Source organism: Sphingobacterium gobiense (genome assembly GCF_002980575.1).
Taxonomy (GTDB): Bacteria; Bacteroidota; Bacteroidia; order Sphingobacteriales; family Sphingobacteriaceae; genus Sphingobacterium; species Sphingobacterium gobiense.
In genome coordinates this window covers 1,325,792-1,348,723 of the sequence record NZ_PVBS01000001.1, presented here as the reverse complement: position 1 = coordinate 1,348,723, position 22,932 = coordinate 1,325,792, and the positions used below count along the sequence as shown (strand labels likewise).

The window sequence follows — 22,932 nt, the reverse complement described above, 5'->3', positions numbered from 1 at the left end:
TTAATTCGGAAATTTATCAATTATGCTATCGATTACATCTTGTTTTATATCGTCTACCGCCTTTTTAGAAATAGGAACGACTTCAACAAAAGAAGCTGAGAAATAATCAATAGGATATATTCTTCGAAGATTGCTCTTTATTCTATTTCTAACGTGGATCTCTACCGAATCGAGCAAACTTTCAATATGTTCCAAGAAATATGCATCTTTTTCATGATCAGCCATATCCCACTCCTCGTGCATCAAATATTTGTGACCTTCTATTGCTCCAGTGATAACAGCTAGACAGAATCCAACACAAGTCATAAACTGGAAATCCTCAACCTCTGAAAAGTAATTTCCGTTTTCTAGAAAATAAGCTCCGTTATAATTGAACCCGTAAGAGGGGTTAGCCTCAGCCTGTATATTCTCGCAATAGACGAAAAAAGCATCAACTTCCTTTGGCTTTATAAAGGTAAGTTTATTTTCTATATACCATTTATCTTCGTCTAATTCTTCTAATATAATTTCAGCCCCCGCATAATGAAATATATACAGTTTGCCTTCAATACATATTGCAATCCCCGCATGCGTCGCATCTCCATTATCAAATCTTATCGCAGCAGCGACAAAGTATTCATCCAAACTGTAGTCATAGGACTTACTGATTTTTTTGGTAAAAATTTGGTTAACCATCAACGTTAAATTAATTCCTCTCCTCTTTTCTTTTCTAAAATTGTTTTAACGCTAGATCTTAAATTAAATATACTAGCCTCATTTGGAACGGATTTAGTAAGTATTAGAATCGTCTTTAAAATACTTTCGTCGGTGAAGTCATTGTTGAAAAGCTTAATTAAAGACCTGGCTTTGGTATAATTTTTAGAAACAAGAGAATTTCTTAAATTGCAATTTACAGATCTTACAGCATCTAGTCTACTGCTTTCGTAAATAGAATTTATTAAATCCTTATATTCCTTATATATATTACTGTCGGAATAATAATCCAAAAAAGAGTACGTTACTTTTGCAGTTGATCGTTTAATTACAGACACATGCACCTCTTTATAGAGTTCGTTTTTAACTCGTTGTGCTTGTTCTACAGTACATTCTATTTTTACTCTGTTTCCATTTATATCCAGGTGAAAATTAGGCTTTTTTCCACCGACTTCTTGTAGATAGCCTTTTAAAAAGTAAACTTCTATGTTTTTATCACGGCGTATAGATTTTGTTCTAAAAGTCTTAGAATTATATATCTTATCATAGACATTTGTTTCTTCAAAATCTGCAGTCCTGTATCTCGATAGGTAAGTTAGGCCATTTTCCCAAAATAGGCTTTGAATGTTTCTAAATGCCGTGACTGCTTCGTAATTATTAGACCTGTTTTCGAGAATCTTATCATACTCTGATATTAAAGGGTTGAGATCTGTTCCTTCTATCGCTACACAAGCAGATCCTCTCTCTATCTTTATCTCATAAGAAGAATCTAAATTAATATTTTCAGCTAACGTCACCACAGAATTTAGAAGCACTAAGAAAGCTTTCGATTCAGTCAAAGACATTCCTTTTAAATCAGTCTCTGATCCATCCTTATCCTTTAAAATTTTGAATTCAAATCTGTCTGACGACATTATATGGTTATTAATTATTTTACAGCAAGTATACTAATTGTACGCGGAACATCAATGGGCAGTAACAAAATATTTTTTGCGCCGGTCTGTTACCGACATTCTTGTCTGAAGTCTGATCTTAATGTTTCCGAATTCAGTTTCGAAAGAAGTCTGATAAGCCAATTAGAGATTAGATTAACTAAGGGGTTAATTGAATGATATTAAGCATATAAAAAACTGCACTTATTAATTAGACTGCATTTATATCTGCTCCAAATGCCGTCACCAACATTTACGTCAAAAAAAGGTGACCGTGAAATCTTTATCGGTTATCATATTTTATATATTTATTTATTGGAACTCTGTCTATTATGGAGAGGTTTTTTAATGGTCAATATTTTTCCAGCCAATTCTTTATATCATTGAAGTCCTTTAAGTCTAGTTGGTTCTCAATAAATTTAGCTTCTTTTACGGCATCTCTAGTAAAGAAACTGGTTGTAACAATTATACTTTTTGATGGGCGATGGGTATACTGCACGCCTTGAACTTGCCTGATAATACCGACATCAATTTTATTATCCGGCGCATATCTTTTACATTCTACATAGGCAAGAAAGTTGGTGAGTGAATTACGGATGCTGGCAATTATATCCCTTCCTCCGTCCCTGGTAGCTCGGGTTAATTCTACGGTAAAGCCTAAGTCCTCTAGAATACTTGCAATCAGCTCTTCAAACTTCCTGGGGTTAAGGTCGTACAGTCTCTGTGGGTATTTTTTGAAGAATTTTTTTATTTCTTCATTGATGTCTGTGACTATGATTGGTGATTTACTATCGAATAACGTTGAACTATATAGCTCCTTTTCAATTTTTCCAGCTTTTGCGATTGCTGACATCTTTGTTTTTAGCCTGTCGATGGCTTCATCTTCTTCTTCTATAGACACTTCTCCGTCTGTGAAGCGGTATTCTCCATCCTCTTCTAATGCCATAATCACGATACTCCAATCTTTATCGATAAGATCTATTAGCACTGTACCTAACAGATTTTCGGCATCATCGGAAAACCAATGTTCTTCTCTCACCAAGCCGATTAATGATGGAGTTTTTGTAAAGTTGTAGTCATTAAAGGTGTCCTCTGATATTCTTTTTAGAGCCATTTGTTTTTGTTTATCACTCAATATAGGGAAAAGTTAATAACACTTGTATCAATTTTCATTTTTGCTAATATAAGAGCTTTTATGTTTTTAGTGTTTTTGTGGTAATTCCCGAAAATAACTGTTCTTAGTGCTAAAAATTGGATAGCCTGCTATTGTCAATTGTGAATATGAACCCATGACGTTAGTTAATAAATATATTATTCGATTTTAGCTTGCGGTACGCTTAGCGAATACTCTTGTCTCCATCTATGATACGTGATTTCTTGAAAATATGTGTTTCCAGATACATCTTTGAAAGAAAAGCGCATTAAGGTAACAATAGTTGGCACTGTTCCAGAAGGTAATATCCCAGAACATTCAATTTCAAAAGATTCTGATTCGGCGAGGTACATAATGAGTGGAAATCCCGCAGGATCTAAAAGAAATTTTCCATAAGAACGACTCGGAGCAATATAATATGCCGTATTTTTTACTAGTAGGATTCTCATAATCGAACAACCTCTTTTACTATCCCAAACTGGTTGTTGCTTTATTTTAAATATCGGCAACAAGCTTGCCTTGTTAATATTCTTCTGTTCAATGAATGTTTTTACTAGATAACGGGCTGTTAGTATTGTAATAAGAACAATTGCCCAATCACTTACAGTACCCCATACATCTGCCTTAAAGGGGACGTCAAACATCCCAACTTCCGGATAGTGCTTATTTAGAACCAGCCAATTATTTACAAATGCAATACCTCCAAAAAAACCAAGTATTGCAACTGCTATTACGAGTACTAAATTGTCATAGTTTTTCATCACTTCTTCCTACAAAATTAGTGTTCTTTTCATTGAGTGAGATGCGATCTGAACATTGATAGGTCTTCAGCCCACTCTGAAGAGATGTGCAATGTTTCCCATCCTATATCGTCAAAACATATCTGTGTTTTATTGATTGCGTATGAGGGTAAGAAAAAAATGTTCATTTATTTAACTTGCTTGTTATCCTTCATCGCTTAAAACTTCCCCCGCATTTCCAACTCCCTTTTAATCTCCTTGATTTTTTTCAGATAAATGAACACGGTAGGTGATAGGGCAATTGGTATTGCAATTGCAGATGGATAACCTTCGGTTGCCCAGGCGTGTATTGACTGGACAAACAAGATGATAAGGATACCCGCCAAAGAACCGGTTATAATGCTGGTTATTCTTTTATTCTTGACGAGTTGTTCGGTGCTTAATTCAGTTAATGGCATATTCTTCATAACTTCAGCCGATTTGAATGTAGATAGTATTATTCTTATCCTAAAAGTAGAGAATATCGGCTAGATTAGCAACCCTAATTATTTTTTCATTTGTAGAACAATATTAGGAGAGGATTATCTAGCCATAATTTTTTCAATTGAAGATTCATCAACGCCCAATAGCAGTAATATCTTTTTAGCCGTTTCTTATATCATATTCGGCTCTCTTTCATTAGTTCCAGCTTATTGTTTGCTCCTCGCTACACCACCGAGCACGTGCGGCACGTGCACTAGCGTAGGGGCAAAAACGGAGGAAATTAGATGTATTTATTAAGTTCATCTAAAGTCTTGTTGAAATTATCAAGTGCTTTTTCGTCAATCTTTAAAGTAAGAGTAAGGGTTATTTTGATGTTTTCTTCTTCCCCTAAGAGCAGTTTTTGGTTCGCATCCTCAATTTGTTTTTGAACTTCGAACGGGAAATTCCATATGGCATCTGCCGAGTCAGTTATAAGGCCGGATAAAGTATGTTTTATACTTTCAAAATCCTTTCCGATGTAAGTGCTTTTTGTGATAATAACCCAATTTAATATTTTTTCATAAAGCTCAGCATATTTTACCGCAACATAGTAAAGGCCTTTTAAGTCTGCTGGAACTCCAGGTTCTCCTAAGAATTTAGGTAATGCACTAGATATTATATTATTAACCCCTTCAATTATTTTCATCACAGTGGAAAGTCTCTCTTGTGCCCAATTGGGAATTTCTCCAAAATCACTTACAAAATGTTTTGGCTCAGTCAAAATAGAATATTGAATATCGTTTTTTAGAAATTCTTTCTTTTTTATTTCATCAACAAGAATTTGTGCGAGGAACGAATATTCATGTGTTTCACTTTTGTCTAAAAGTATCTTAAGTGATTTTTCTGATATATTAAGTTTGAAAATATCTTCGACATCTTTGTCGAAGATATTCTTGATGCTCAGACTTTTCTTAAATAAATAAGATAACTGAACTTTCAAAGTACTGATTATATCTTGTGCTTTTTCAAATGGGAAAGTCCAAATTTTCGAGTTGTTTCTTATTTCTTCAATAAAATCGAATATCTGCACATTATCTACAAAACTTGAAAAATCTCCGTCTTTGTTAGTATTCCAGAAGCTCAAAGCATTTAAAGTTTTTTTATCAATAAAACAAAAAATTGGAATACCCTTTTGTCGAGCGACGAGGAATTCATTATTTGTAATAGATTTGCCATTATTTATTATATTTCCATACCTGTTACCAACGATCAGTACTAAAATATCAGCATTTTCCTTTACTATCTTGATACAATTTTCAATAGTATTTAGTTCAGGCGATATGGGGAAATTCTCGAATTCCGAGAGAATGGGATTATGTCCCGAATTTGTAATAAATTCGGATAGGTCTACTCTTATCTGCGATAAGTCATAACACGTTGAACTGACGAAGATATTTATATTATTCATTTAGCTATGTTATTCTTATGTGTTATATTGTTAATATGATAGTTTTGATTGGTTCTTAAAGTTACATAACGACTATCAATAAAAAAATGGATTTCAGCATATTTATCAGATATCTTTTCCGGTTGTCCATAGCGGAGATTGTTAAAGATACAAGTAAGATATTAAACAGTGCATATCACAGTTCGATTTGTGCCACTTTAAAGCTCAACGGTCAGTTTTATTTCGTTGCTCCAATTTCGAACGCAATTCGTTCTGAATCAAGTTGAACACAATATGAGCTGCTATTAAGCGTTGACACCTGTTGAGCGGACTCAGTTTATATTCCGCCGTTTTTCGAGGACGTCATATAGAGTAAACAAATTAATCAATTCTTTAAATTCTTTAAATGTTCTAGGAAATTCAATTAAATCCTCGACAGTGGGAATATTTGTTTTATTTTTCCATATTGCTTTCTTAAGCTTTCCCACTTCTTTACCTTGCAATATTTCTGCAAATTGTCTTTCTGCTAAAAAGGTCCTATATAACCCTTCCATTGATTTTCCGCCTTTAGTCGCCGTTTTGATTAAGATTTGTATATGGAATGTTAGTTGCAAGATGCTTGGAGGTATGTTATCGTAGAATACCAAGAAAACGAATTGTTTGTCATTATAGGACAAATACGATTTGTTCAAAAGCCGTTTATAAAAATAGGTTTGAGCGGTAAGATTATATAAATATTTTCTAAAACCGGGTTGATTCTCAAATAAGTCATCTCGGGTTCTAATTACCTCTATTAAGCTTACAGACAGTTCATCCAATTCTTTTAATCTATCCTTGGTAATGTCTAATTGACGATATGTTATATCCAATACTCTATTAAATTCTGTATTCCGGTTGTTATCTTCAATTTGTTTTCTTTGTAATTCGAATGTTTTAATAACATACGCAATTGTTGCGATTCCAACCAGTAAAGTAAGAAACTGAATAGAATTGCTGACATTTGTGCCATCGACTTCATTATTGGTATATAAAATGGGTATCATAATACCAAAAGCACTGATTGCAATGCCTAACAGAATCAAAACGAAATTATTGCACCTATAAAATTTATTCATGTTGTTTTTTACCCCATTATTGTCTACTAATTAAACCACCAACATTCGGCATTGTCGGCGAAGAATTTTCTTTTAACAAACCAGTATCAGATCGACTAAATAAAGACTGAAGAATTATTTTCCGTTCTTCTTCGTCCAGTGCTCCTTTTTCGATCATGGATAGATAAAGATAAGTTAGCTTTTCTCTTTCTTCGGCGTCTCGGGCGAGGTGAAAATTGCTAAACATAAATTTTAAAAAAGCTCTGGCTACCACGAAAAATATAGATACAAAAATAACGAAAACTAATGACCAACGAATAGCGGCGGTTCTATCACCATCGAAAATAGATTCCAGCATATCGGCCGGGGTGTGCCATAATAAGAAATATACACCGACGGCAAAGAGGAGTGAGGTACCAATAATTCCTCCTAATAACCAGTTGCCTTTTTCCCTTAACGCCGTTGCTCTATCGGCCCAGTATTTAATGGGTTCTTCCAGCTTCAATTTATCACGGTAACTCGCTTGTATATTTTCGATATCATTTTTGGCTTCCGCTATAAAGAATTCTATTTCGCCCTTTTTTGTAATAAACCAATCGGTAATTGATTTTTCTTTGGCATTTTTGAATTCCTCTAGTTCTGAGGTGTGAATGTGAAAATCCTCCTTTAACTTGGCTATATATACTGTTAACTCATTTTGGTACTCATTAGACAGACTCTCAAATCTAGACCTCAATCTATCCAATGATTTTTTTTCTTTAATACGACGATTGAAAATGGCGGAATTATCTTGGTTTTTGAATTCGTACGCCATAATAGCACCCTCAAGCGAAGATGAGTTATCTCTATTTTGATTGATACCGGTCAAATAATTAAATGCCGATCCAGCGAGATCAGGGCTTTTTGATTGAAGTCCTGTCAAGAAATCTGCTTCCGGAGAATCAAACGGAAATGGATAGCTGCCGCGTTGATTTCTAATGAGACTTTGGACATTTCGGCTGAACAGAGGAAGCAAAGTCTTCGGTGAAGTATTGCTATTTACTAGTTCCCGTTTTATAAATTGTTGCAAAGCAGCCAGTACATTCCTGTAGTATTGATGGCTATGATCGAATACATAGCCTGGATTCTCTTTTTTTAAGTTTTCCCATCCGACAAATTGCTCGTAAAAATACTTGTATATATTATACAGTCCCTTTAATTCAAATTGCATATTCAAGTAGGGGTAAGATATCGTACAAGTCAAATCATTTATTTCCTTTACAAATGGAGAATTTGAGATAATATCTCGTGCTTCTTTGAGGGATAAGGCCATATCTAATTAGTTAACACTATAAAAATACTAAAAACTTTGCAACGGCACAATATCTATCGACGTTTTAAAGCACCCATTTTAGCTTTTAATAAATCGAACATTTCTAAAATTATTATCTTCGTTTGCGGGTAGCATAAAAGACAGAAATTATGAATTACAATTTAAGCGATTTCATTTCAAAGTATAAGGATGCGGATTATATTACGCTAATAACGGAGGTTCCAAAGGAAGTCCAGCAGTTGGATGCACGCTATCTTAGGCTAAAGCGAAATGAAGACGACAATGGACTAACTTATTATAGAAAACATGTGGGCGATTTTTTATTTTATTTAAATACAGGAGTTGTACCATCGGGTATTCAAATAACGGGATTACGTGAATTTCTCCCCATTATTGAAGATCTTGTTCGTAAAGGTCAATTCAATGCGACTGCTTTAGATATATTCAATAACACTATTTAATGCGGTACACATACTGGGCTTTTTCATTTGTTCTAGCACTACTTTACTCTCTTCTACACCGTATCGTGATTTAAAAGGTCCTACGTTACTCTGCAAACCCATTATCCCACTTATAAAACGTTGACCGGAAAAACCACATGAACAATAAATCAAAGCGATTCTATAAGCTGAACCTAGCTTTCGGTGTCATTTCCTTTTTAATCACGATTTTGTTTAGAACAGAAATGATTTATTCGATTATTGATGATATTCACATAGCATCAACTGTTTTGGAGGTCTGGAATTGGTTAATGCTAATAAGTTTGAGTATCGGTTCAATTCAAACTTTAATCTTAACTTATAAATTCGGAGGCGCGGTGTATTATTTATGGAGTATTCTAATCATAACTCTCCTTATATTTACAGCGATGGGTATGTTCCTTATTCCTCCTGGTGCTATCTTGTAGATGCATGACCGATTTTTACCTTTAAGTCTATTGAGCGTTGGGAGTTTTCCATATTTCAACAGGAATTCTATCGCCGTCAGGTTTCCTAATGCCGAATGCGGTCTTTCGTTGTTGTACCAGCTTGGGCGCGAAATTTTATAACTTCGTCTTTTTTATTATCTTAGAAAATCAACTAAACACAATTATGATGTTCAATTTTTTTCGGAAGAAAGACAAAGCTCGAGAAAAGCAAGTAGAAGCATAAGAGCCGCGGTATGAGGCCGCAGTAGAAAGAGGAAGAGAACTCGCTGTCACTAATTTTAAAAACATTCAAACGGTATCTACTAATAAACTATCTACATAAAATAAAATGAAGTTTTCGCAAAGGATTGGCAAGACGAGAGTAGGGGAGGTTATTCAGATTGAATCAATTGATGAGGTCTTGACAAAGAAGTTACGGAATATTCTAAATAGCTTTTTCAACGAACTCTCCACTTCAACGTACCACGGACCAAGTGAAAGAAATGTATTCTTCAAATATATTTTGGACCCATTTTTTTAATGAAAGAGTCGATCGAGTAAGTAGTTATCACGGTAACTCTTTGTATACTTTCGATGACAGTGAGTTTTTCGATTAACCGGTTTATAACTACTTTAGTGCGTGGTTTTTTGACTGTGGAAGCAAATGAAGATAGCTATGAGTAAATATTTAAAAGTTTGTTTCGTCTTATTGTTTGTTGTATTTACCGTGGTAGCGGTAGCTCTCTGGCAAGGCCTATATTCTTTTCTATTTGCATGGGTATTAAACTTCATGCTGATGATGGGTATTTTATACATCACTGAGACCTTCAGACCAAGATTAATATCGCCTTATTATAATTCTAAAAAATGGGAGATTGACGGAAAGATTTATAAATGGTATGGGGTAGATGTGTTTAGAAAGATTTTAGTATGGGTTGGTTGGGAGAAACTCAACAAAGCTTCCAATCCTGTAAAAAAGAACTTGGATGCATTAAAACAATTGGAGTATAGAACTCGACAATCGGAATTTGGGCATTTAATTATATTTTTTATCGTATTAATCTTCAATTTTGTAGTGGCGTTTAGATATGGAGCCTTACAGTCATTATGGCTATTTTTTCTAAACTTAGTACTTAATGTTTACCCAATTGGAATTCAACGTTATAATCGACCTCGACTGCGGAATATTATAAATAGAAATAAAGGAGCAATGGAGACATAAATTTGAAATATAATTGAAGATAAATAATACGGAGAGGATCGCACAACATCGGCTATAGCAAATGCGGGCTAGATCATAAAAAAAGAAAATATTACAACTAATAACTCCATCACCTCTTTTTATAAAACACATCCTTTATTATGATAAGACTTAGGGTTTATCATATTGTTTTTTAAACGCTTTGCTCCAATACCCACCAGTCAACGATTTCTTGAGCAAAAGCTGTAGCATCAATTTCGTAATTATAAAAACCATAAATAGCTACTAGATCACTTGCGATGATGTTTTGAATTTTTTCGAGATCCGCACCCTTTTGTAGATGGCTTAATATCTTATTGGCCATTGTGTCAAATTCATGCGTTGACGCTCCAGGGATTAAGTTCCATGAATTAATTATCTTCACGAGACGGCTGATTTGATTGTATTGTCGGTTGCTCATCACTTTTTTGTTCATAAATCTATCGTAGGTCCTCTTTTATATCTATTGAGTTACTATCGCAATTATAAGTCATCGTCAAATGCCTATCCCAATTTAGAAATTCTTCGCATGTAAATTCTAATAGGTTTTCATACCACTCTTTAAATTCGATTAAATCCATTTGAATTGGGCTTTCGATTGGCACTTTCTGCCTTATGCTTGTCGTAATTTTTTCAATGTTGTAATAGTCAGCAATAATAAAATCCCCATTTGGTGCTACCGTCAAGTTGTTGTGCGAAGGCTGATTTTCCAATTCTGTTAGATTCCTGTTTCTGTTTCAAGCTGATATAAATAATCGGAAGTTAAAACTAAAATAATATTATTGATCGTCGATATTACAGCTTTTCCCGGAAAACCACGGAATTGCCCACACCATTCTGAATAGTCTTCATTTGTGAACTTGACAAAAGTCCAGCCTTGAGAATTCCATACACCTTCATTATCGTAAATCCTTTCAGCGTATTCTCCGGAATAAGGTTGGTTTATTATTTCAACTTCTATTATCATTCTTAGTGCGAGTGTATGAAATGATATATGGCTCCATATAAACAAAAATCTCTTTTAATATCTGATCGGTTCTACAAAATCATCTAAAAAGTTATCTCTCGGTTAATAAGCTTATTTTGCATAAAAGTACCAAAAACCTATGCATAAGAACGATATTCGAAAGCTCTTCATCTTTAACCCAATCTCCGGATGATTTTTTCCACTATAGTTTAATTTTCTCTTTCCGTCTTTAAAACCCGTATCACCTTGGGCTGTATAAACCATATGCCTATTGGCAGTATCCAAATCAAGAGGAAATCGACAAAGGCTGGGGCGGTGGGCAAGCCGGCCTCGACCATTCTTTCATAAAACCCTTTTCGGATTAGATGTACGCAGTACAAAAGGCCCCCGAAATTTAATATCCTGATCACATCCAGTAGGGATGCGAGGCTTTCTTTGGCGATTACGCCGAGGGTCGGTACAACAATGAAAGCACAAAACAATGATGAAAGGTATACTATGCCAAACAGCCTTCTGCTATGCCGATCCGTAGGAAGATGGGTTCCTGCATTCCATAGCCATCCAAAATAGGTAATTATAATGGCTAGAAACAGCAGTGGGGTTACAATGGAGATTAAGCCAGATATACCTGTTAAGTTAGCAACCAAAACGACCATTAACGTTCCTATGATTGGCACGGCAATCATCAACGAACAGATTACCCATGGTTTTGCGGTCAAAAATAGCATAATATCATTTTTTTGTTCAAGTTGTACGGCAGTCAATCCAAAAGTTAGGTATCACCTCAACAACTTAGGTATGCGACATAAGATTTATTTCGATCAGACCCAAGTTGCGTTGATTAGGATAAAGGTAGAAAGTAAAACGTTGAAATGCAAGTGGGATTTTGAGAACATTTGTCAGATTTTAAATCATCATTTATTGGATATTTTTCTGTATTCATTTTATATATCCAGTAGCCACATAATATTTGTGAAATCCTACTTTCGTTTCTTCAGCATTTGCCAACCGCTAAAACTTATTCTCATGGGTATGTCACTGGTTAACGAAAAAATAGCTACTTCTAGGGCGTATTGCATCACCGTGGAAAACCAAATTAGAAAATATATTTCATCCGTTCTTATTAATCAAAAATAGGAGGGGAAATAGATTTCTTAATCTGATTAGCAACAATACCCTTAAGCTTTTAAACCTATTCTATTATTTGAGAATTACAATTCATAAAGATCCGGCTCTGTATAGCCACTTTCGATGTATGATGCTTTATTCATTTCAAAGTGCATAATTGTCATGTCATTAAGGTATTCCGTCAATGTGGGTAGACTGTATTTCGCCCTTCTTTGATCAACATTGACGGAATCAATAAGACCATATTTCGGTGTCGCTCGACCTGTTTTCAGATAGTCTACCTGCGTGCCGAAGAGTTGTTTTTTACCCGCGTTTACCTGAACGCGATCGAAAAGGTATGCATAATTCTTCGGATTTGCATTCTTCCTTTTTACCTGTATATCCATTTTTTTAAGCACTCGTTTCTGGAACTTGGGGTCATGGTCGCAATGTTGCACCAATAGCCAGAAATGGTTGGACCCTTCCTCACCAACCTCATTATATCCGAGGTATCCGTAGGTAGAAAAGTAATTTGCAATTGTTTTGTGGTTAGTACGAAAGACGCTGTCTTTAAATGCTTGCCACTGCTCGTGCGAATAATTGCTATATGCACCCGCTTTCGGAAATGCCGCTATCTGATCTATTTTAACCATCTCCAACAGATGCGTTTGGATTTCATTTTTATTTTCCGAGGAGATCGGCTCATAAGACCTACAACCCGTTGCGAACAATAAAATTACGGAAAGAAATAATGCAAAGTATTTATTCATATCCTTAACCAAAAATAACCCTCTAAATATAAACATAAACTCGGTTGTTATACTTGTAAAAATACCAAATATTGTCTTACGTTTTATAGTAGGCATGGGGACATTTATCCTAAGCTTGTTTCTAATAAAACTTTACCATCTTTAAAGAAAAGAGTACAGAAACATATTTCGTATTCATTTACCAAAAACCAAACTTCTCCATGATATTTTCTCTGTTGAACATATTTGATTGCTATTGTGTTTAGTTCAAAACCTGATCCGTCAAAAAAAATCCTAATACATCACATTTCTCAATTATTAAAGCGGTATACATAAAATGCCGCATAGCTTTTCATCACTTCTTTCTATAAAGATTAATTTTTCATAGCGACGTGTCAATTAGTTATGAATGCAAATTCTGATCTCTAATAGTCTCCTATTATAGGAAATTTTTCGGTGATTTCCTTTAGGCTATTTACCATAGGTCTTATAAAAGTTTGATCAAACGAAAGCTCAAAATGTAATTCGGCGGAATCGAGTCCCGGCTTATCACAAAAGGTAGCTTGCAGGTTAAAATGACCTATTCCATCTCCTTTAATAATTAGTTTGATATACCCCTCGAGATCTTTAAAATCTAAGCTTCCGTTTAGATTATCGTACAGATTGTTTAAGGCGTGTTTGAAATTTTCAAAATCAAACGAGGTCAAATCAGCAGTATATGTTCCGCTAAAGGCTCCTGCAGCTACACTTATCTTTGTGCTTATCCAGTTTTTATCCCAGTCTGATTCAGATCCATAATAAAGTCTTTGTAAAGGCTCTATTCTTATATAATTACCTAGATCTTTTATTTCGATATTTAAACACATTCTCTATCAAGTTAATATGCCGGCACCACCTCTCAAATAGGTATAGTATTGGCGACTAATTAATTTACTCCTTTTCTTCATCAGGCTTTTTAGTGAGCTGCTCTACAATGGCCTTCAATAAAGCTCCTCCTGATTCACTTGTTTCATCAAATAATTTTGCTCTCTGCTCTGCTTTCATTTTTGCTATGTTGACCTCAGTTGCCATAACTTCAATTTCGTAAACGCCGGATGGAATTGGCGTATACTTAATAGTTTTAGGAACTTTGACACTAGTAATCTTTTCGGTCGTTTTTTTTGTAATGCCATTCTCGTCGGTTATTTCCTTTTCTTTTTCTTCTATTATATTTTTAACAGTGTCGATATCTATGGAGGATTTTGGAAATAGAGGTATCCATCCGCTAAAAATTTCATCGGTAACTTTCGCATTATCTGACACCTTTACTGTTGGTATAACCATTGTAACTGTGCGAATGTCATTCAATTCGTATTTATTTGCATTAACCGATAAGCTTCTGATTTTTATCTCCAGGTGTAAATCAATATAATTATAGGCTCCTTTAAGTTTCGCGATGGAGTATTGGTATTTGAAGTTGTCGTTGTCTATCTTGTATCTAAATGCCGTAGAATCCTTTGACATCTCCGGGACTAAATTTATAAGTACTGCCGGAGTAAGAGCATCAGGTTTTTCATTTAATACAATCTCTCTTTCAAACCTAAGTTGTGGTAAGGCTAATCCATCGTTTTCGGTGTAAAAACCTTCCTGTGAATTCGATGCCTTATAGGTACCCGTATAGTCGGCTTCATCTACCTTTAACGATTGACTGATTATTGTCGTCCCGAAATCTATCACAGTCGGGGCCAGTGCAGCTGCTAATCCGACAACCCCTGCAAAATTTTTTTGATTATGCGTATTTTTATTTGTAGTATCGATAGTCAGTTTTGTTTTTTCTGCTATAATTTTAGGTCTACTATTGTGACTGTAATTCCTGACCGTGCCACAGCTTGTCATCATAATTGACAAGCCCCATAAAAGGTAGAAGATAGATTTCATAATATCTAGTAATTAAAGTTAATAATAGCGGTTTCTATGTTAATCTTATAGAGTTAAATATTTATAGCTTCATTAAAAATACAACTTATTATTTATATAACTACATAATTTATTGAAGAATGGCATACAAAATGATGCCACTTTAGTGATTTAGTTTTCGTCGATCGGTCCGTGTTTTACGGTTCTAATTGTGCCACTTCAAAAAGATCAGGAAAGAATTACCTTGTCGCTTTAAATACAGCGATATGGCCAACAAACTTGATCCAAAGGACTTATAAAACAAATACTCACATTACTGCTGAATACGTCGAACAGGTATTATCATGGGCAGAAAAATTGACGTATATTTATAAAATTCAACAAATTCCTAAAAAAACGGGATGGCAAAGAACTTATTAATATATACGTGTCTATTGATCGTGGTTGACCTTTTCTTTAATGTTGTTATTAATCTTATTCAGGGTAATCCGAGTGAAATGATCATGATCTCGATTGTTGTACGGATAATCTATTTAACGGTTCTTTTTTCTTTGATTGGACTAATTGTTCTAAGCCTTTTAAGACAACAACCTCATTTACTTTGTTTGGGCGTGATAACTGTTATAGTCTATTTGCTTGTTCCCATTATTATATACTTCCTAAAAGAAAATGATAAGGGACTGTGGCAGGTCTATTTAGACTTGCACATTAAGCAAGAGCTATTTGTTGCTATTTGTTTGCCTTATCTATTGGCTGGTTGCGTGAGTTTGCTCATAATTAGTTGGCGATGTAACAAATGGTTTGAAAGGATAGCCCAATAATATTTTATGGATACCAAAATTAGACATTATATTGATAAGGTGATTAATGAGCATGATAGTGTCTCATTTGATTTGGATGAACTATATCAGGATGTGAAGTTATGGAATAAGAATAATATGTTCGCTATGGGGTTGCAACTTTTTGATGATGTTGTGGACGAGGTGATCTCGTTAAATGTTAAAGGGGTGATGATTCAAGTTCAGTTTCCATTAGTTAGTAGATCTAAGAATATAAAATTAGCGCCGCAAGAGTTGCCTTCTCTCATCTCAACGCTTGATACTTTTTCCATGCCAGAGATAATAATCCGGTTGCCTGATAAAAAAGTTTGGTTGCCTAAACTGGAAATGTATTTTTGTCCATTACCTTTTAAGCTTGAAGCTTTACGCAATCAATATCATGCATTGTACGAGCAATATAGGGAGCCGAGTACTGATGAAGAGGAAGGTGATTTGGTATCATGGCTTACGATAAATTATTATGAAGAGGGATAGCTTTTGTCGATAAGGTTCACAAAAAAGGCTTCTAAATTCGGTGCATATCCAAATAGGTAATAATTTTTCCACCTCTAAAGCTTTGATTATTTGGACTTTATTAGCTAATACGGCTATGCACAGCGGCGGTTTTTACGCAGTGGCTTTTCGGTTAAGAACCAAAGTTAGTTAAACTTCCTGACCTTTGGGCTGGCACTTTCTCCACCATGGTGCATCGCCGATGTTGCCAGTAGTACTTTATTCCATTTTGATTTTTAGAAGTCCAGCAAAAGTCGCACACCATAAATTTCCGTTTTCGTCTATTTTAATTCTTTGTATGTATGTACTTGGAACATTGGAGTTTTCAGGTGTGAAAGTTTGCCAAGTTTGTCCGTCAAACATCGAAATCCCAACTCTATTAAGACTTAACCAAATTCGATTGTTCTTTTCATCAATAGCAAAGTCCAGAACATCATTTCTTGGAATGTCTGCATTTTCAGTGTTGATAATTTCCCAAGTTCCATCTCGTTTAAATTTAGCAAAGCCTTTTGTCTGTGGGAATTTTTCATACAATGAAAACCAAATATTTCCATCATTGTCCTCGTAACCTTTGGTTAGAGTAGAAGTGGCTAATGGCGAAGTGGTGTTTTTGAAATCTTCCACATTCTGACCGTCAATCCTAATATTTCCTCTATTTGTTCCAATCCAAAGTCTGTTTTTACTGTCTTTAAAAACTCCCATTACTCGATTAGAAGGAAGTTTTGAATTTATTGAGTCCATTACGGACCAGTTATGACCATCATAAATAACTAAACCACCGAAGGTTGTAAAATATACATTGTTCGATTTATCCGCATAGATTGTTGTTGACCATCTCATTTTTGAATTTAGAGAATCGTAAACAGTCCAATTTTTATCATCAAATTTATATGCATTATAACCGTCAGAAAACCATTTATTATTTTGGTTATCTACAACTGCATCCATAATAGAGTTGGCCTGGTTTTTATTATATTTAGTAACTCTTAAAGGAGAATTGGATTGATTTATCAATTCCATTTTATGGTCTGTGATTTTTACAATGCCATTATCAGTACCATACCAAACAATTCCATTTTTGTCAATTATAATCGCACGTGACATATCCCAAGGAATAATTGAGTTTTGGCTAGTAAATACTTCAAATGAGCTGGGGTCAAGTTTATTTTTATACTTATCTTTTCTGTTAATCTCTACTGACCCTACTGATTTCATATTTGACTGATTTTTTGTGTCAACTCGTTTGTATTTTGTTTCAACTTTTCCATTGTCAAATATGAATTCTAATATAATTGTTGCATTTTGAGGTTTACCATTACTAATTGCTGGCTTCCAGTCGGTCATTGAATTAATCTTGTCTTTCAAGTTTAGTTTCTTGACACTTTTAGTTGTCTTCGCCTGCATACTTTTTACACATTGCATTCCAATTGAATCAACTATGACTTGAACAAGAACTTGTCCTTTTAACTTTGGCGAGATATTGGTTAGTTCCTTTTTAAAATATTCGTTTACGTCCGATTCCGATTGTGCTTTAATTTCTCCACAATCCAAACAAAAACTGAAATTTGTTTGGTGGCAATCGTCAAATTTTTCAGAGAAAAGGTTCTGGGCTTTGCTATTGAAAAATGTCAATAGCAATAAGATAGTTAGTATCTGGTTCGTCATTTTAGTATTACTGGCAACTTATTTATATATGTAACAAAACTACTTAAAATTCTCATCCTTGACACAGTCTATATTACAGTCTCGTTAGAATACCTATGAGTTCACTTTATTTGTCTGCCACCCCGTAAATTAGATCTCCGATTCTAACAAAGATATTTTGTCATTAAGAATATCCTGGATATAATACGGTGTAACCTCATCTGCCCTAAACCCTTTTCTATCCCTACTACATGCACATCTCTCATCATTTTCACTATTTATATTTCCACATATACATCTCCATTTTCTCTTAGTTCCGAAGACTCCTTTTTCTTCAAATATTTCAGAGTCCGGAAAGAAATTAAACAAATTCTCACCTCTTTTTATAAACACATCCTTTATTATGATAAGACTTAGGGTTTATCATATTGTTTTTTAAACGTTTTCATCCAATACCCACCAGTCAAGGATTTCTTGAGCAAAAACTGTAGCATCAATTTCGTAATTATAAAATCCATAAATAGCTACTAGATCACTTGCGATGATGTTTTGAACTTTTTCGAGATCCGCACCCTTTTGTAGATGGCTTAATATCTTATTGGCCATTGTGTCAAATTCATGCGTTGACGCTCCAGGGATTAAGTTCCATGAATTAATTATCTTCACGAGACGGCTGATTTGATTGTATTGTCGGTTGCTCATCACTTTTTTGTTCATAAATCTATCGTAGGTGCTCTTTTATGTCTATTGAGGCCGATATAAGGCTAATAGCGAAGTATTTTGAAGATTTGTTCCATATCAATTTGGGCAACTTCTACCAAACGTATCTGGAATTGAGAAGCCGGAAAATAAACCCGACAAAATTCCTTGATGCGCTTCGGGAAACCCTTATCAAGAAAATGGACGAGCAGGACGAAAAATTATTATCTTTATAAAGTATTGAAAAACACAACAGCGTATCACCAATGGATAGAAATTATCTGCTGAATAAAAAAATAGGTATATTGGGAGGAACGAGTTATCCATCAACTTTACTTTATTATGAGACGCTAAACAGGCTTTATCATAAGAAATTTGGAGAGTATCATTCCTGTCCAATTATATTATACAGTATTGATTATAATGCCATTAAATCCAACTATCATGATGGTTGGTCGATAATTCCCAAACTTCTAAAAAAAGAGTTGGAAATATTGGCAAGTTTTAAACCCTCATGTATAATTATCGCTAACAACACATTGCATAAAGCGTACGATATAATTAAGGACACCTTAGAAACTGGTATACCCGTATTACATATTATCGACCTTACAAAGCAGTACATAGAGAAAATGGGGTACAATAACGTATTGCTTTTAGGTACAAAGTTTACAATGGAAGATAGTTTTTTTAAACAGCCATTGAGTGACGGGGGAGTGAATATTGTGATACCCAACGAAGAAGAACGTTTTAAAATTCAAGAAATTCAAACGCAGGTTTCAAGCGGTTCTTTTCAAGATTATCATGTGGACTATTTTAAAAATGTCATTAATAAAAAATATGCTCATTTAGATGCTTTTATTTTGGGGTGTACAGAAATCCCATTGATTTACAAAAATATTGACACTAATATTAACCTTATCAATACGTTGGCTCTGCAATGTGAAGAAGCAATGTTCTTCTTTGAATAAAATAGAGTACATTTAAACACCTAAATGCCAACATAATATAGATGATGGTCAATTTTGGGGGCGTGCCGTTGGACTGACAACTTAAAAGTGTCAAAAATAATACAGAAAACCCGTGTTAGGTGCTGCTTTTTATGTTGTCTATAAATGTCAACAATTCCTCTTGGGGCAAATTGTTTTTGTCAAATACGTACATTAGAAGAACGTAAGAATTGAATGCAAAGGACAAGATTCTAATTCTGGCGTCATTCTCAAGCTGACTGTCTGAAAGCGCAGGCATGATTTAATGAAAATGTCACGACACTATTTAATAGAAATGACACGGCGAGTTTTAATAGAAACATCACGACACTATTTAATAAAAATATCACGACAATATTTACTAACTTTACTACATCAATAATAATGTAAGCAATTCATATTATGGCAACACCAAGAGAACGATTCGCCGAAGCATTGGAATTCCTAAAGAGTTTGCAGGATAAAGGTACCGTCGGCATTCACACAGATGACTTGCCTAACCGTAAATATAGAGAAATATTGCTCAAGAACGGTTTTATAAAAGAGGCGACAAAGGGATGGTACATTCCCTGTGATCCTCAGGAACACAGAGGAGGAACGACATCATGGTATAGTTCCTATTGGGACTTCGTTGCCAAGTTTCTGTCGCATAAATATGGTGATGATTGGTGTATCTCTGCCGAACAATCGTTGTTGCTACATGCCGGAAACCAGTCTGTACCCCAGCAGCTGTTGGTGCGTTCGCCAAAAGGGAACAATAACCCAACACCGTTGCCGCACAATACCTCCCTGTTTAATATGCGCGGAGAACTTCCTCCATTAGATCAAACCATGCTATCAGATAGAGGCATACGAATGTATAATCTGCAAGCGGCACTAGTATATACGTCGGCTGGTATATATACACACTATGCTATTGATGCACGTACAGCACTCTCCTTGATCAGGGATGCATCTGAAGTATTGCCCCTTCTCTTGGACAACGGACATACGACATTAGCAGGACGCTTGGCGGGTGCGTTCAGAAATATTGGCAGAAGCAAAATAGCGGATCAGATAGTGGAGACTTTCGTGCAGGCTGATTACGATATACGCGAAGAAGATCCGTTTGATAGCAGGATCGAACTGAACCTATCTCCACGTGAACGCTCGCCGTCTGTCACTCGTATTAAACTGATGTGGTCTCAGATGCGCGAGGCAATAATTGCGTGTTTTCCTCCAGCCCCAGGCATTCCCCAAGACCACGAAGCGTTTCTAAAGAATATAGACGATATATACGAAACAGACGCTTACCACTCTCTTTCCATTGAGCGATATAGAGTGACGCCTGAATTGATCATTAAAGTGAGTTCTGGGGCATGGAATGCGGCAGACAATGAAGATGATCGAAAGCAACGGGATGCAATGGCTGCAAGGGGATATTATCTCGCATTCCAGGCGGTGAAGGATACGGTGGAAATTATATTAAAAGGCAGCAGTCCTGGGGGGCAGGTGGATACAGATCATGGCAAGTGGTACAGACAGCTATTTGATCCTAGTGTGACTGCTGGGATATTAAAAGCTTCGGATCTAGCCGGCTATCGGAATGGACAGGTATATATCGGTAATTCTAAACATGTACCTTTAAATGTGGATGCCATGCGGGACGCGATGCCGATACTGTTTGATCTGCTGGAGATGGAAACAGAAGCATCTGTCCGAGCGGTCCTAGGACATTTTATCTTCGTATTTATTCATCCATATATGGATGGAAATGGTCGGATGGGAAGGTTTCTGATGAATACGATGCTTGTATCGGGAGGTTATCCTTGGACGGTGATACCGGTAGAGAGCCGCGATGAATATATGCAGGCATTGGAACAGGCCAGCGTAGGAAACGATATCCTGCCATTTGCACGTTTTATAGGTAACCTGGTCGCTAAGAATATGAAAGGTTATAAAGTAGCCTCCTTGCCTCGTTGATATATATTCGCCTGACGAACTACGTATTTGATGATCAACACCCACTATGCCACAGGCTCCAGATCATTTACCGAGACGCTGCGCAAGATATTGGGCAAGGATTCCGCTAGCCTCCTCAAGTACTTCTTGTCTTACGGGGGTGCAACACCAAATGCCATTGATGTCCTGTTGATGGATGAAGCACATCGTATTCGCGAGAAAACGCAGGTACGCTATGCCAAATCAACCGGCAGGCTACAAGTGGAAGACTTACTCCATGCCGGCCGCATATGCGTCTTCTTTATAGACGATTATCAAGCCGTGCGGAGAGGAGAGATCGGCTCATCGAGTTTTATCCGTGCGCAAGCCGAAAAGATGGGCTGTACCGTGTATGAATATGATCTGGAATCGCAGTTCCGCAACGGCGGCTCAGAGAAATACAGCCAGTGGATAGATCATACGCTTCATATCCGGCAAACAGCTACCACGGAGTGGCGGCAGGAAGATGCCTTCGAGTTCCGTATCATGGACAGCCCACACGCTTTGGAGCAAGCCATCCGGGAGAAGGTCGAAGAAGGTTATACAGGCCGGGTGATGGCAGGGTTCTGTTGGCCTTGGACAAAGCAGGCCGATGCCGATGGGGAATTGCACAAGGATGTTGTTGTGGGTGATTATATCCGCCCGTGGAATGCAGATGAGAACACCAAAGGTATGCGCCGTGGTATTCCCAAATCACAATACTGGGCCTATGACGAGGCAGGTATCGATCAGGTGGGCTGTGTCTATACCGCACAAGGATTTGAGTTTGACTATGCCGGTGTCATTTTTGGTAACGATCTCAAGTATAACCCGGATACCGGCGAATGGGAGGGCTTTCCTGAAAACTCGTACGATGGTCAGGTCAAGGGTAGCGAGAATTTTGTGCAGTTGGTAAAAAATACAATTTCTTATTTCAAGAATATGTTTATCTTTAGAAATAGCTAAACAAAAATTTTAAACTTTTTTACGTCTTTCGAAGCCAACAGCTAACTATTATCTATAAATAATTTTAAATGAAAAATTTTCGAGTTTCCTTCTGTACCACTTGTATGAATCGACTTTCTTATCTGAAGCAGACATTGGCAAAGAATTTGGATGACAACTTGGATTATGAAAATCTTGATTTTGTCCTTCTTGATTACAATTCGTCTGGTGGTTTAGAATCCTATATCAAAGCAAGTTACTCGGAAGAACTGAAAAACGGAAAGTTGGTCTACTTTAAGATAGATACAATAAGTAATTTTAGGTGCAGCTCTTTTGATTCCGGGACTAAATGGAGCAGTAGTAGTAACAGGTGGTGCGGTTTTGTTTGGTTGGGAAATATATCAAATGTTAAATGAATAAAATACCGGGTTGTAAAACAATAAGCATCTAGTAATTTTAGCAAATGAAAAAAATTATACTAACATATTACTTTATTTGGTTTCAAGCTCATAAAGAGTCTCGATACGCTCATCAGTTCGACAATTATTGGTGTCATGCATTGTTTCAGGTTTGTCTCACGACAATTTTATGCCTCTTATTATTTACTTTTTTGATTGATATAACTTTATCTGTCAACATCATAAATTTAACTAACAGATTTTTGGT

24 protein-coding genes are annotated in these 22,932 nt (G+C 35.8%); 8 read left to right on the top strand and 16 right to left on the bottom strand.

Annotated elements, in window-relative coordinates:
- From C5749_RS05825 to C5749_RS05790, 8 genes are all read right to left on the bottom strand, one after another.
- Positions 1–675: a hypothetical protein gene (locus C5749_RS05825; RefSeq protein ID WP_105723868.1), complete on the bottom strand. Its 675-nt coding sequence runs from the start codon at positions 673–675 to the stop codon at positions 1–3.
- Between the two features lie 5 nt (positions 676–680).
- Positions 681–1,607, bottom strand: coding sequence for a hypothetical protein (locus C5749_RS05820; protein WP_105723866.1), 927 nt, complete (start codon positions 1,605–1,607; stop codon positions 681–683).
- A gap of 370 nt (positions 1,608–1,977) precedes the next feature.
- Positions 1,978–2,739: a restriction endonuclease gene (locus C5749_RS05815; RefSeq protein WP_105723864.1), complete on the bottom strand. Its 762-nt coding sequence runs from the start codon at positions 2,737–2,739 to the stop codon at positions 1,978–1,980.
- 197 nt (positions 2,740–2,936) lie between these two features.
- Positions 2,937–3,539: a hypothetical protein gene (locus C5749_RS05810; RefSeq protein ID WP_105723862.1), complete on the bottom strand. Its 603-nt coding sequence runs from the start codon at positions 3,537–3,539 to the stop codon at positions 2,937–2,939.
- A 197-nt stretch (positions 3,540–3,736) separates the two neighbouring features.
- Positions 3,737–3,976 (bottom strand): redox-active disulfide protein 2, encoded by a 240-nt coding sequence (locus C5749_RS05805; protein ID WP_245893633.1) that lies wholly within the window; start codon positions 3,974–3,976, stop codon positions 3,737–3,739.
- A gap of 305 nt (positions 3,977–4,281) precedes the next feature.
- A complete protein-coding gene (locus C5749_RS05800) occupies positions 4,282–5,448 on the bottom strand; it encodes a DUF4062 domain-containing protein (protein WP_105723858.1) in 1,167 nt (388 codons plus the stop codon).
- A gap of 311 nt (positions 5,449–5,759) precedes the next feature.
- The gene (locus C5749_RS05795; RefSeq protein WP_105723856.1) at positions 5,760–6,542 is read right to left on the bottom strand and encodes a hypothetical protein; all 783 of its coding nucleotides are present in this window, start codon (positions 6,540–6,542) and stop codon (positions 5,760–5,762) included.
- Between the two features lie 16 nt (positions 6,543–6,558).
- Positions 6,559–7,833 carry a DUF6161 domain-containing protein gene (locus C5749_RS05790; RefSeq protein WP_105723854.1) on the bottom strand — a complete coding sequence of 425 codons (1,275 nt, stop codon included), beginning with the start codon at positions 7,831–7,833 and terminating at the stop codon, positions 6,559–6,561.
- A gap of 149 nt (positions 7,834–7,982) precedes the next feature.
- Between C5749_RS05790 and C5749_RS05785 the strand changes: the two genes are divergently transcribed.
- Both C5749_RS05785 and C5749_RS05775 read left to right on the top strand, forming a co-directional pair.
- The gene (locus C5749_RS05785; RefSeq protein WP_105723852.1) at positions 7,983–8,294 is read left to right on the top strand and encodes a hypothetical protein; all 312 of its coding nucleotides are present in this window, start codon (positions 7,983–7,985) and stop codon (positions 8,292–8,294) included.
- 1,122 nt (positions 8,295–9,416) lie between these two features.
- The gene (locus tag C5749_RS05775) at positions 9,417–9,962 is read left to right on the top strand and encodes a glycosyl-4,4'-diaponeurosporenoate acyltransferase CrtO family protein (protein ID WP_105725253.1); all 546 of its coding nucleotides are present in this window, start codon (positions 9,417–9,419) and stop codon (positions 9,960–9,962) included.
- A gap of 172 nt (positions 9,963–10,134) precedes the next feature.
- On the opposite strand, the gene C5749_RS05770 is transcribed toward C5749_RS05775, so the two are convergent.
- The 6 genes from C5749_RS05770 to C5749_RS05740 all read right to left on the bottom strand — a co-directional run bounded on the left by C5749_RS05770 (position 10,135) and on the right by C5749_RS05740 (position 14,720).
- Positions 10,135–10,401, bottom strand: a complete 267-nt coding sequence (locus C5749_RS05770; protein WP_105723848.1) for a hypothetical protein — start codon at positions 10,399–10,401, stop codon at positions 10,135–10,137.
- A 297-nt stretch (positions 10,402–10,698) separates the two neighbouring features.
- A complete protein-coding gene (locus C5749_RS19720; RefSeq protein ID WP_219847903.1) occupies positions 10,699–10,947 on the bottom strand; it encodes a hypothetical protein in 249 nt (82 codons plus the stop codon).
- A 209-nt stretch (positions 10,948–11,156) separates the two neighbouring features.
- The gene (locus tag C5749_RS05760) at positions 11,157–11,675 is read right to left on the bottom strand and encodes a hypothetical protein (RefSeq protein WP_146113693.1); all 519 of its coding nucleotides are present in this window, start codon (positions 11,673–11,675) and stop codon (positions 11,157–11,159) included.
- Between the two features lie 483 nt (positions 11,676–12,158).
- Positions 12,159–12,860 (bottom strand): DUF6624 domain-containing protein, encoded by a 702-nt coding sequence (locus C5749_RS05750; protein ID WP_181151290.1) that lies wholly within the window; start codon positions 12,858–12,860, stop codon positions 12,159–12,161.
- A 368-nt stretch (positions 12,861–13,228) separates the two neighbouring features.
- Entirely contained in the window at positions 13,229–13,669 is a 441-nt protein-coding gene (locus tag C5749_RS05745; RefSeq protein WP_105723840.1) for a WapI family immunity protein, read from the bottom strand.
- Positions 13,670–13,733: 64 nt separating this feature from the next.
- Positions 13,734–14,720: a hypothetical protein gene (locus C5749_RS05740; protein ID WP_146113691.1), complete on the bottom strand. Its 987-nt coding sequence runs from the start codon at positions 14,718–14,720 to the stop codon at positions 13,734–13,736.
- Between the two features lie 806 nt (positions 14,721–15,526).
- On the opposite strand from C5749_RS05740, the gene C5749_RS05730 reads away from it, so the two are divergent.
- A complete protein-coding gene (locus C5749_RS05730; protein WP_105723834.1) occupies positions 15,527–16,012 on the top strand; it encodes a hypothetical protein in 486 nt (161 codons plus the stop codon).
- Positions 16,013–16,249: 237 nt separating this feature from the next.
- On the opposite strand, the gene C5749_RS05725 is transcribed toward C5749_RS05730, so the two are convergent.
- A complete protein-coding gene (locus C5749_RS05725; RefSeq protein ID WP_105723832.1) occupies positions 16,250–17,695 on the bottom strand; it encodes a ligand-binding sensor domain-containing protein in 1,446 nt (481 codons plus the stop codon).
- A gap of 414 nt (positions 17,696–18,109) precedes the next feature.
- Entirely contained in the window at positions 18,110–18,376 is a 267-nt protein-coding gene (locus tag C5749_RS05720) for a hypothetical protein (RefSeq protein WP_105723830.1), read from the bottom strand.
- Between the two features lie 38 nt (positions 18,377–18,414).
- Between C5749_RS05720 and C5749_RS05715 the strand changes: the two genes are divergently transcribed.
- The 5 genes from C5749_RS05715 (at position 18,415) to C5749_RS05695 (ending at position 22,682) form a co-directional block, all read left to right on the top strand.
- Positions 18,415–18,609, top strand: a complete 195-nt coding sequence (locus C5749_RS05715) for an RteC domain-containing protein (RefSeq protein WP_425443436.1) — start codon at positions 18,415–18,417, stop codon at positions 18,607–18,609.
- 30 nt (positions 18,610–18,639) lie between these two features.
- On the top strand, positions 18,640–19,344 hold the full coding sequence (locus tag C5749_RS05710) for an aspartate/glutamate racemase family protein (protein WP_105723829.1): 705 nt from the start codon (positions 18,640–18,642) through the stop codon (positions 19,342–19,344).
- 420 nt (positions 19,345–19,764) lie between these two features.
- Positions 19,765–21,324 carry a Fic family protein gene (locus C5749_RS05705; RefSeq protein ID WP_105723827.1) on the top strand — a complete coding sequence of 520 codons (1,560 nt, stop codon included), beginning with the start codon at positions 19,765–19,767 and terminating at the stop codon, positions 21,322–21,324.
- Between the two features lie 30 nt (positions 21,325–21,354).
- The gene (locus C5749_RS05700; RefSeq protein ID WP_105723825.1) at positions 21,355–22,287 is read left to right on the top strand and encodes a DNA/RNA helicase domain-containing protein; all 933 of its coding nucleotides are present in this window, start codon (positions 21,355–21,357) and stop codon (positions 22,285–22,287) included.
- A gap of 68 nt (positions 22,288–22,355) precedes the next feature.
- On the top strand, positions 22,356–22,682 hold the full coding sequence (locus C5749_RS05695; protein ID WP_146113690.1) for a hypothetical protein: 327 nt from the start codon (positions 22,356–22,358) through the stop codon (positions 22,680–22,682).
- The last annotated feature ends 250 nt before the right edge of the window (positions 22,683–22,932 follow it).

Coding starts and splice junctions, on each gene's coding strand:
- C5749_RS05825 (WP_105723868.1), bottom strand. CDS start 675: ATGGTTAACCAAATTTTTACCAAAAAAATCAGTAAGTCCTATGACTAC.
- C5749_RS05820 (WP_105723866.1), bottom strand. CDS start 1,607: ATGTCGTCAGACAGATTTGAATTCAAAATTTTAAAGGATAAGGATGGA.
- C5749_RS05815 (WP_105723864.1), bottom strand. CDS start 2,739: ATGGCTCTAAAAAGAATATCAGAGGACACCTTTAATGACTACAACTTT.
- C5749_RS05810 (WP_105723862.1), bottom strand. CDS start 3,539: ATGAAAAACTATGACAATTTAGTACTCGTAATAGCAGTTGCAATACTT.
- C5749_RS05805 (WP_245893633.1), bottom strand. CDS start 3,976: ATGCCATTAACTGAATTAAGCACCGAACAACTCGTCAAGAATAAAAGA.
- C5749_RS05800 (WP_105723858.1), bottom strand. CDS start 5,448: ATGAATAATATAAATATCTTCGTCAGTTCAACGTGTTATGACTTATCG.
- C5749_RS05795 (WP_105723856.1), bottom strand. CDS start 6,542: ATGAATAAATTTTATAGGTGCAATAATTTCGTTTTGATTCTGTTAGGC.
- C5749_RS05790 (WP_105723854.1), bottom strand. CDS start 7,833: ATGGCCTTATCCCTCAAAGAAGCACGAGATATTATCTCAAATTCTCCA.
- C5749_RS05785 (WP_105723852.1), top strand. CDS start 7,983: ATGAATTACAATTTAAGCGATTTCATTTCAAAGTATAAGGATGCGGAT.
- C5749_RS05775 (WP_105725253.1), top strand. CDS start 9,417: ATGAGTAAATATTTAAAAGTTTGTTTCGTCTTATTGTTTGTTGTATTT.
- C5749_RS05770 (WP_105723848.1), bottom strand. CDS start 10,401: ATGAGCAACCGACAATACAATCAAATCAGCCGTCTCGTGAAGATAATT.
- C5749_RS19720 (WP_219847903.1), bottom strand. CDS start 10,947: ATGATAATAGAAGTTGAAATAATAAACCAACCTTATTCCGGAGAATAC.
- C5749_RS05760 (WP_146113693.1), bottom strand. CDS start 11,675: ATGCTATTTTTGACCGCAAAACCATGGGTAATCTGTTCGTTGATGATT.
- C5749_RS05750 (WP_181151290.1), bottom strand. CDS start 12,860: ATGTTTATATTTAGAGGGTTATTTTTGGTTAAGGATATGAATAAATAC.
- C5749_RS05745 (WP_105723840.1), bottom strand. CDS start 13,669: ATGTGTTTAAATATCGAAATAAAAGATCTAGGTAATTATATAAGAATA.
- C5749_RS05740 (WP_146113691.1), bottom strand. CDS start 14,720: ATGAAATCTATCTTCTACCTTTTATGGGGCTTGTCAATTATGATGACA.
- C5749_RS05730 (WP_105723834.1), top strand. CDS start 15,527: ATGGATACCAAAATTAGACATTATATTGATAAGGTGATTAATGAGCAT.
- C5749_RS05725 (WP_105723832.1), bottom strand. CDS start 17,695: ATGACGAACCAGATACTAACTATCTTATTGCTATTGACATTTTTCAAT.
- C5749_RS05720 (WP_105723830.1), bottom strand. CDS start 18,376: ATGAGCAACCGACAATACAATCAAATCAGCCGTCTCGTGAAGATAATT.
- C5749_RS05715 (WP_425443436.1), top strand. CDS start 18,415: ATGTCTATTGAGGCCGATATAAGGCTAATAGCGAAGTATTTTGAAGAT.
- C5749_RS05710 (WP_105723829.1), top strand. CDS start 18,640: ATGGATAGAAATTATCTGCTGAATAAAAAAATAGGTATATTGGGAGGA.
- C5749_RS05705 (WP_105723827.1), top strand. CDS start 19,765: ATGGCAACACCAAGAGAACGATTCGCCGAAGCATTGGAATTCCTAAAG.
- C5749_RS05700 (WP_105723825.1), top strand. CDS start 21,355: ATGATCAACACCCACTATGCCACAGGCTCCAGATCATTTACCGAGACG.
- C5749_RS05695 (WP_146113690.1), top strand. CDS start 22,356: ATGAAAAATTTTCGAGTTTCCTTCTGTACCACTTGTATGAATCGACTT.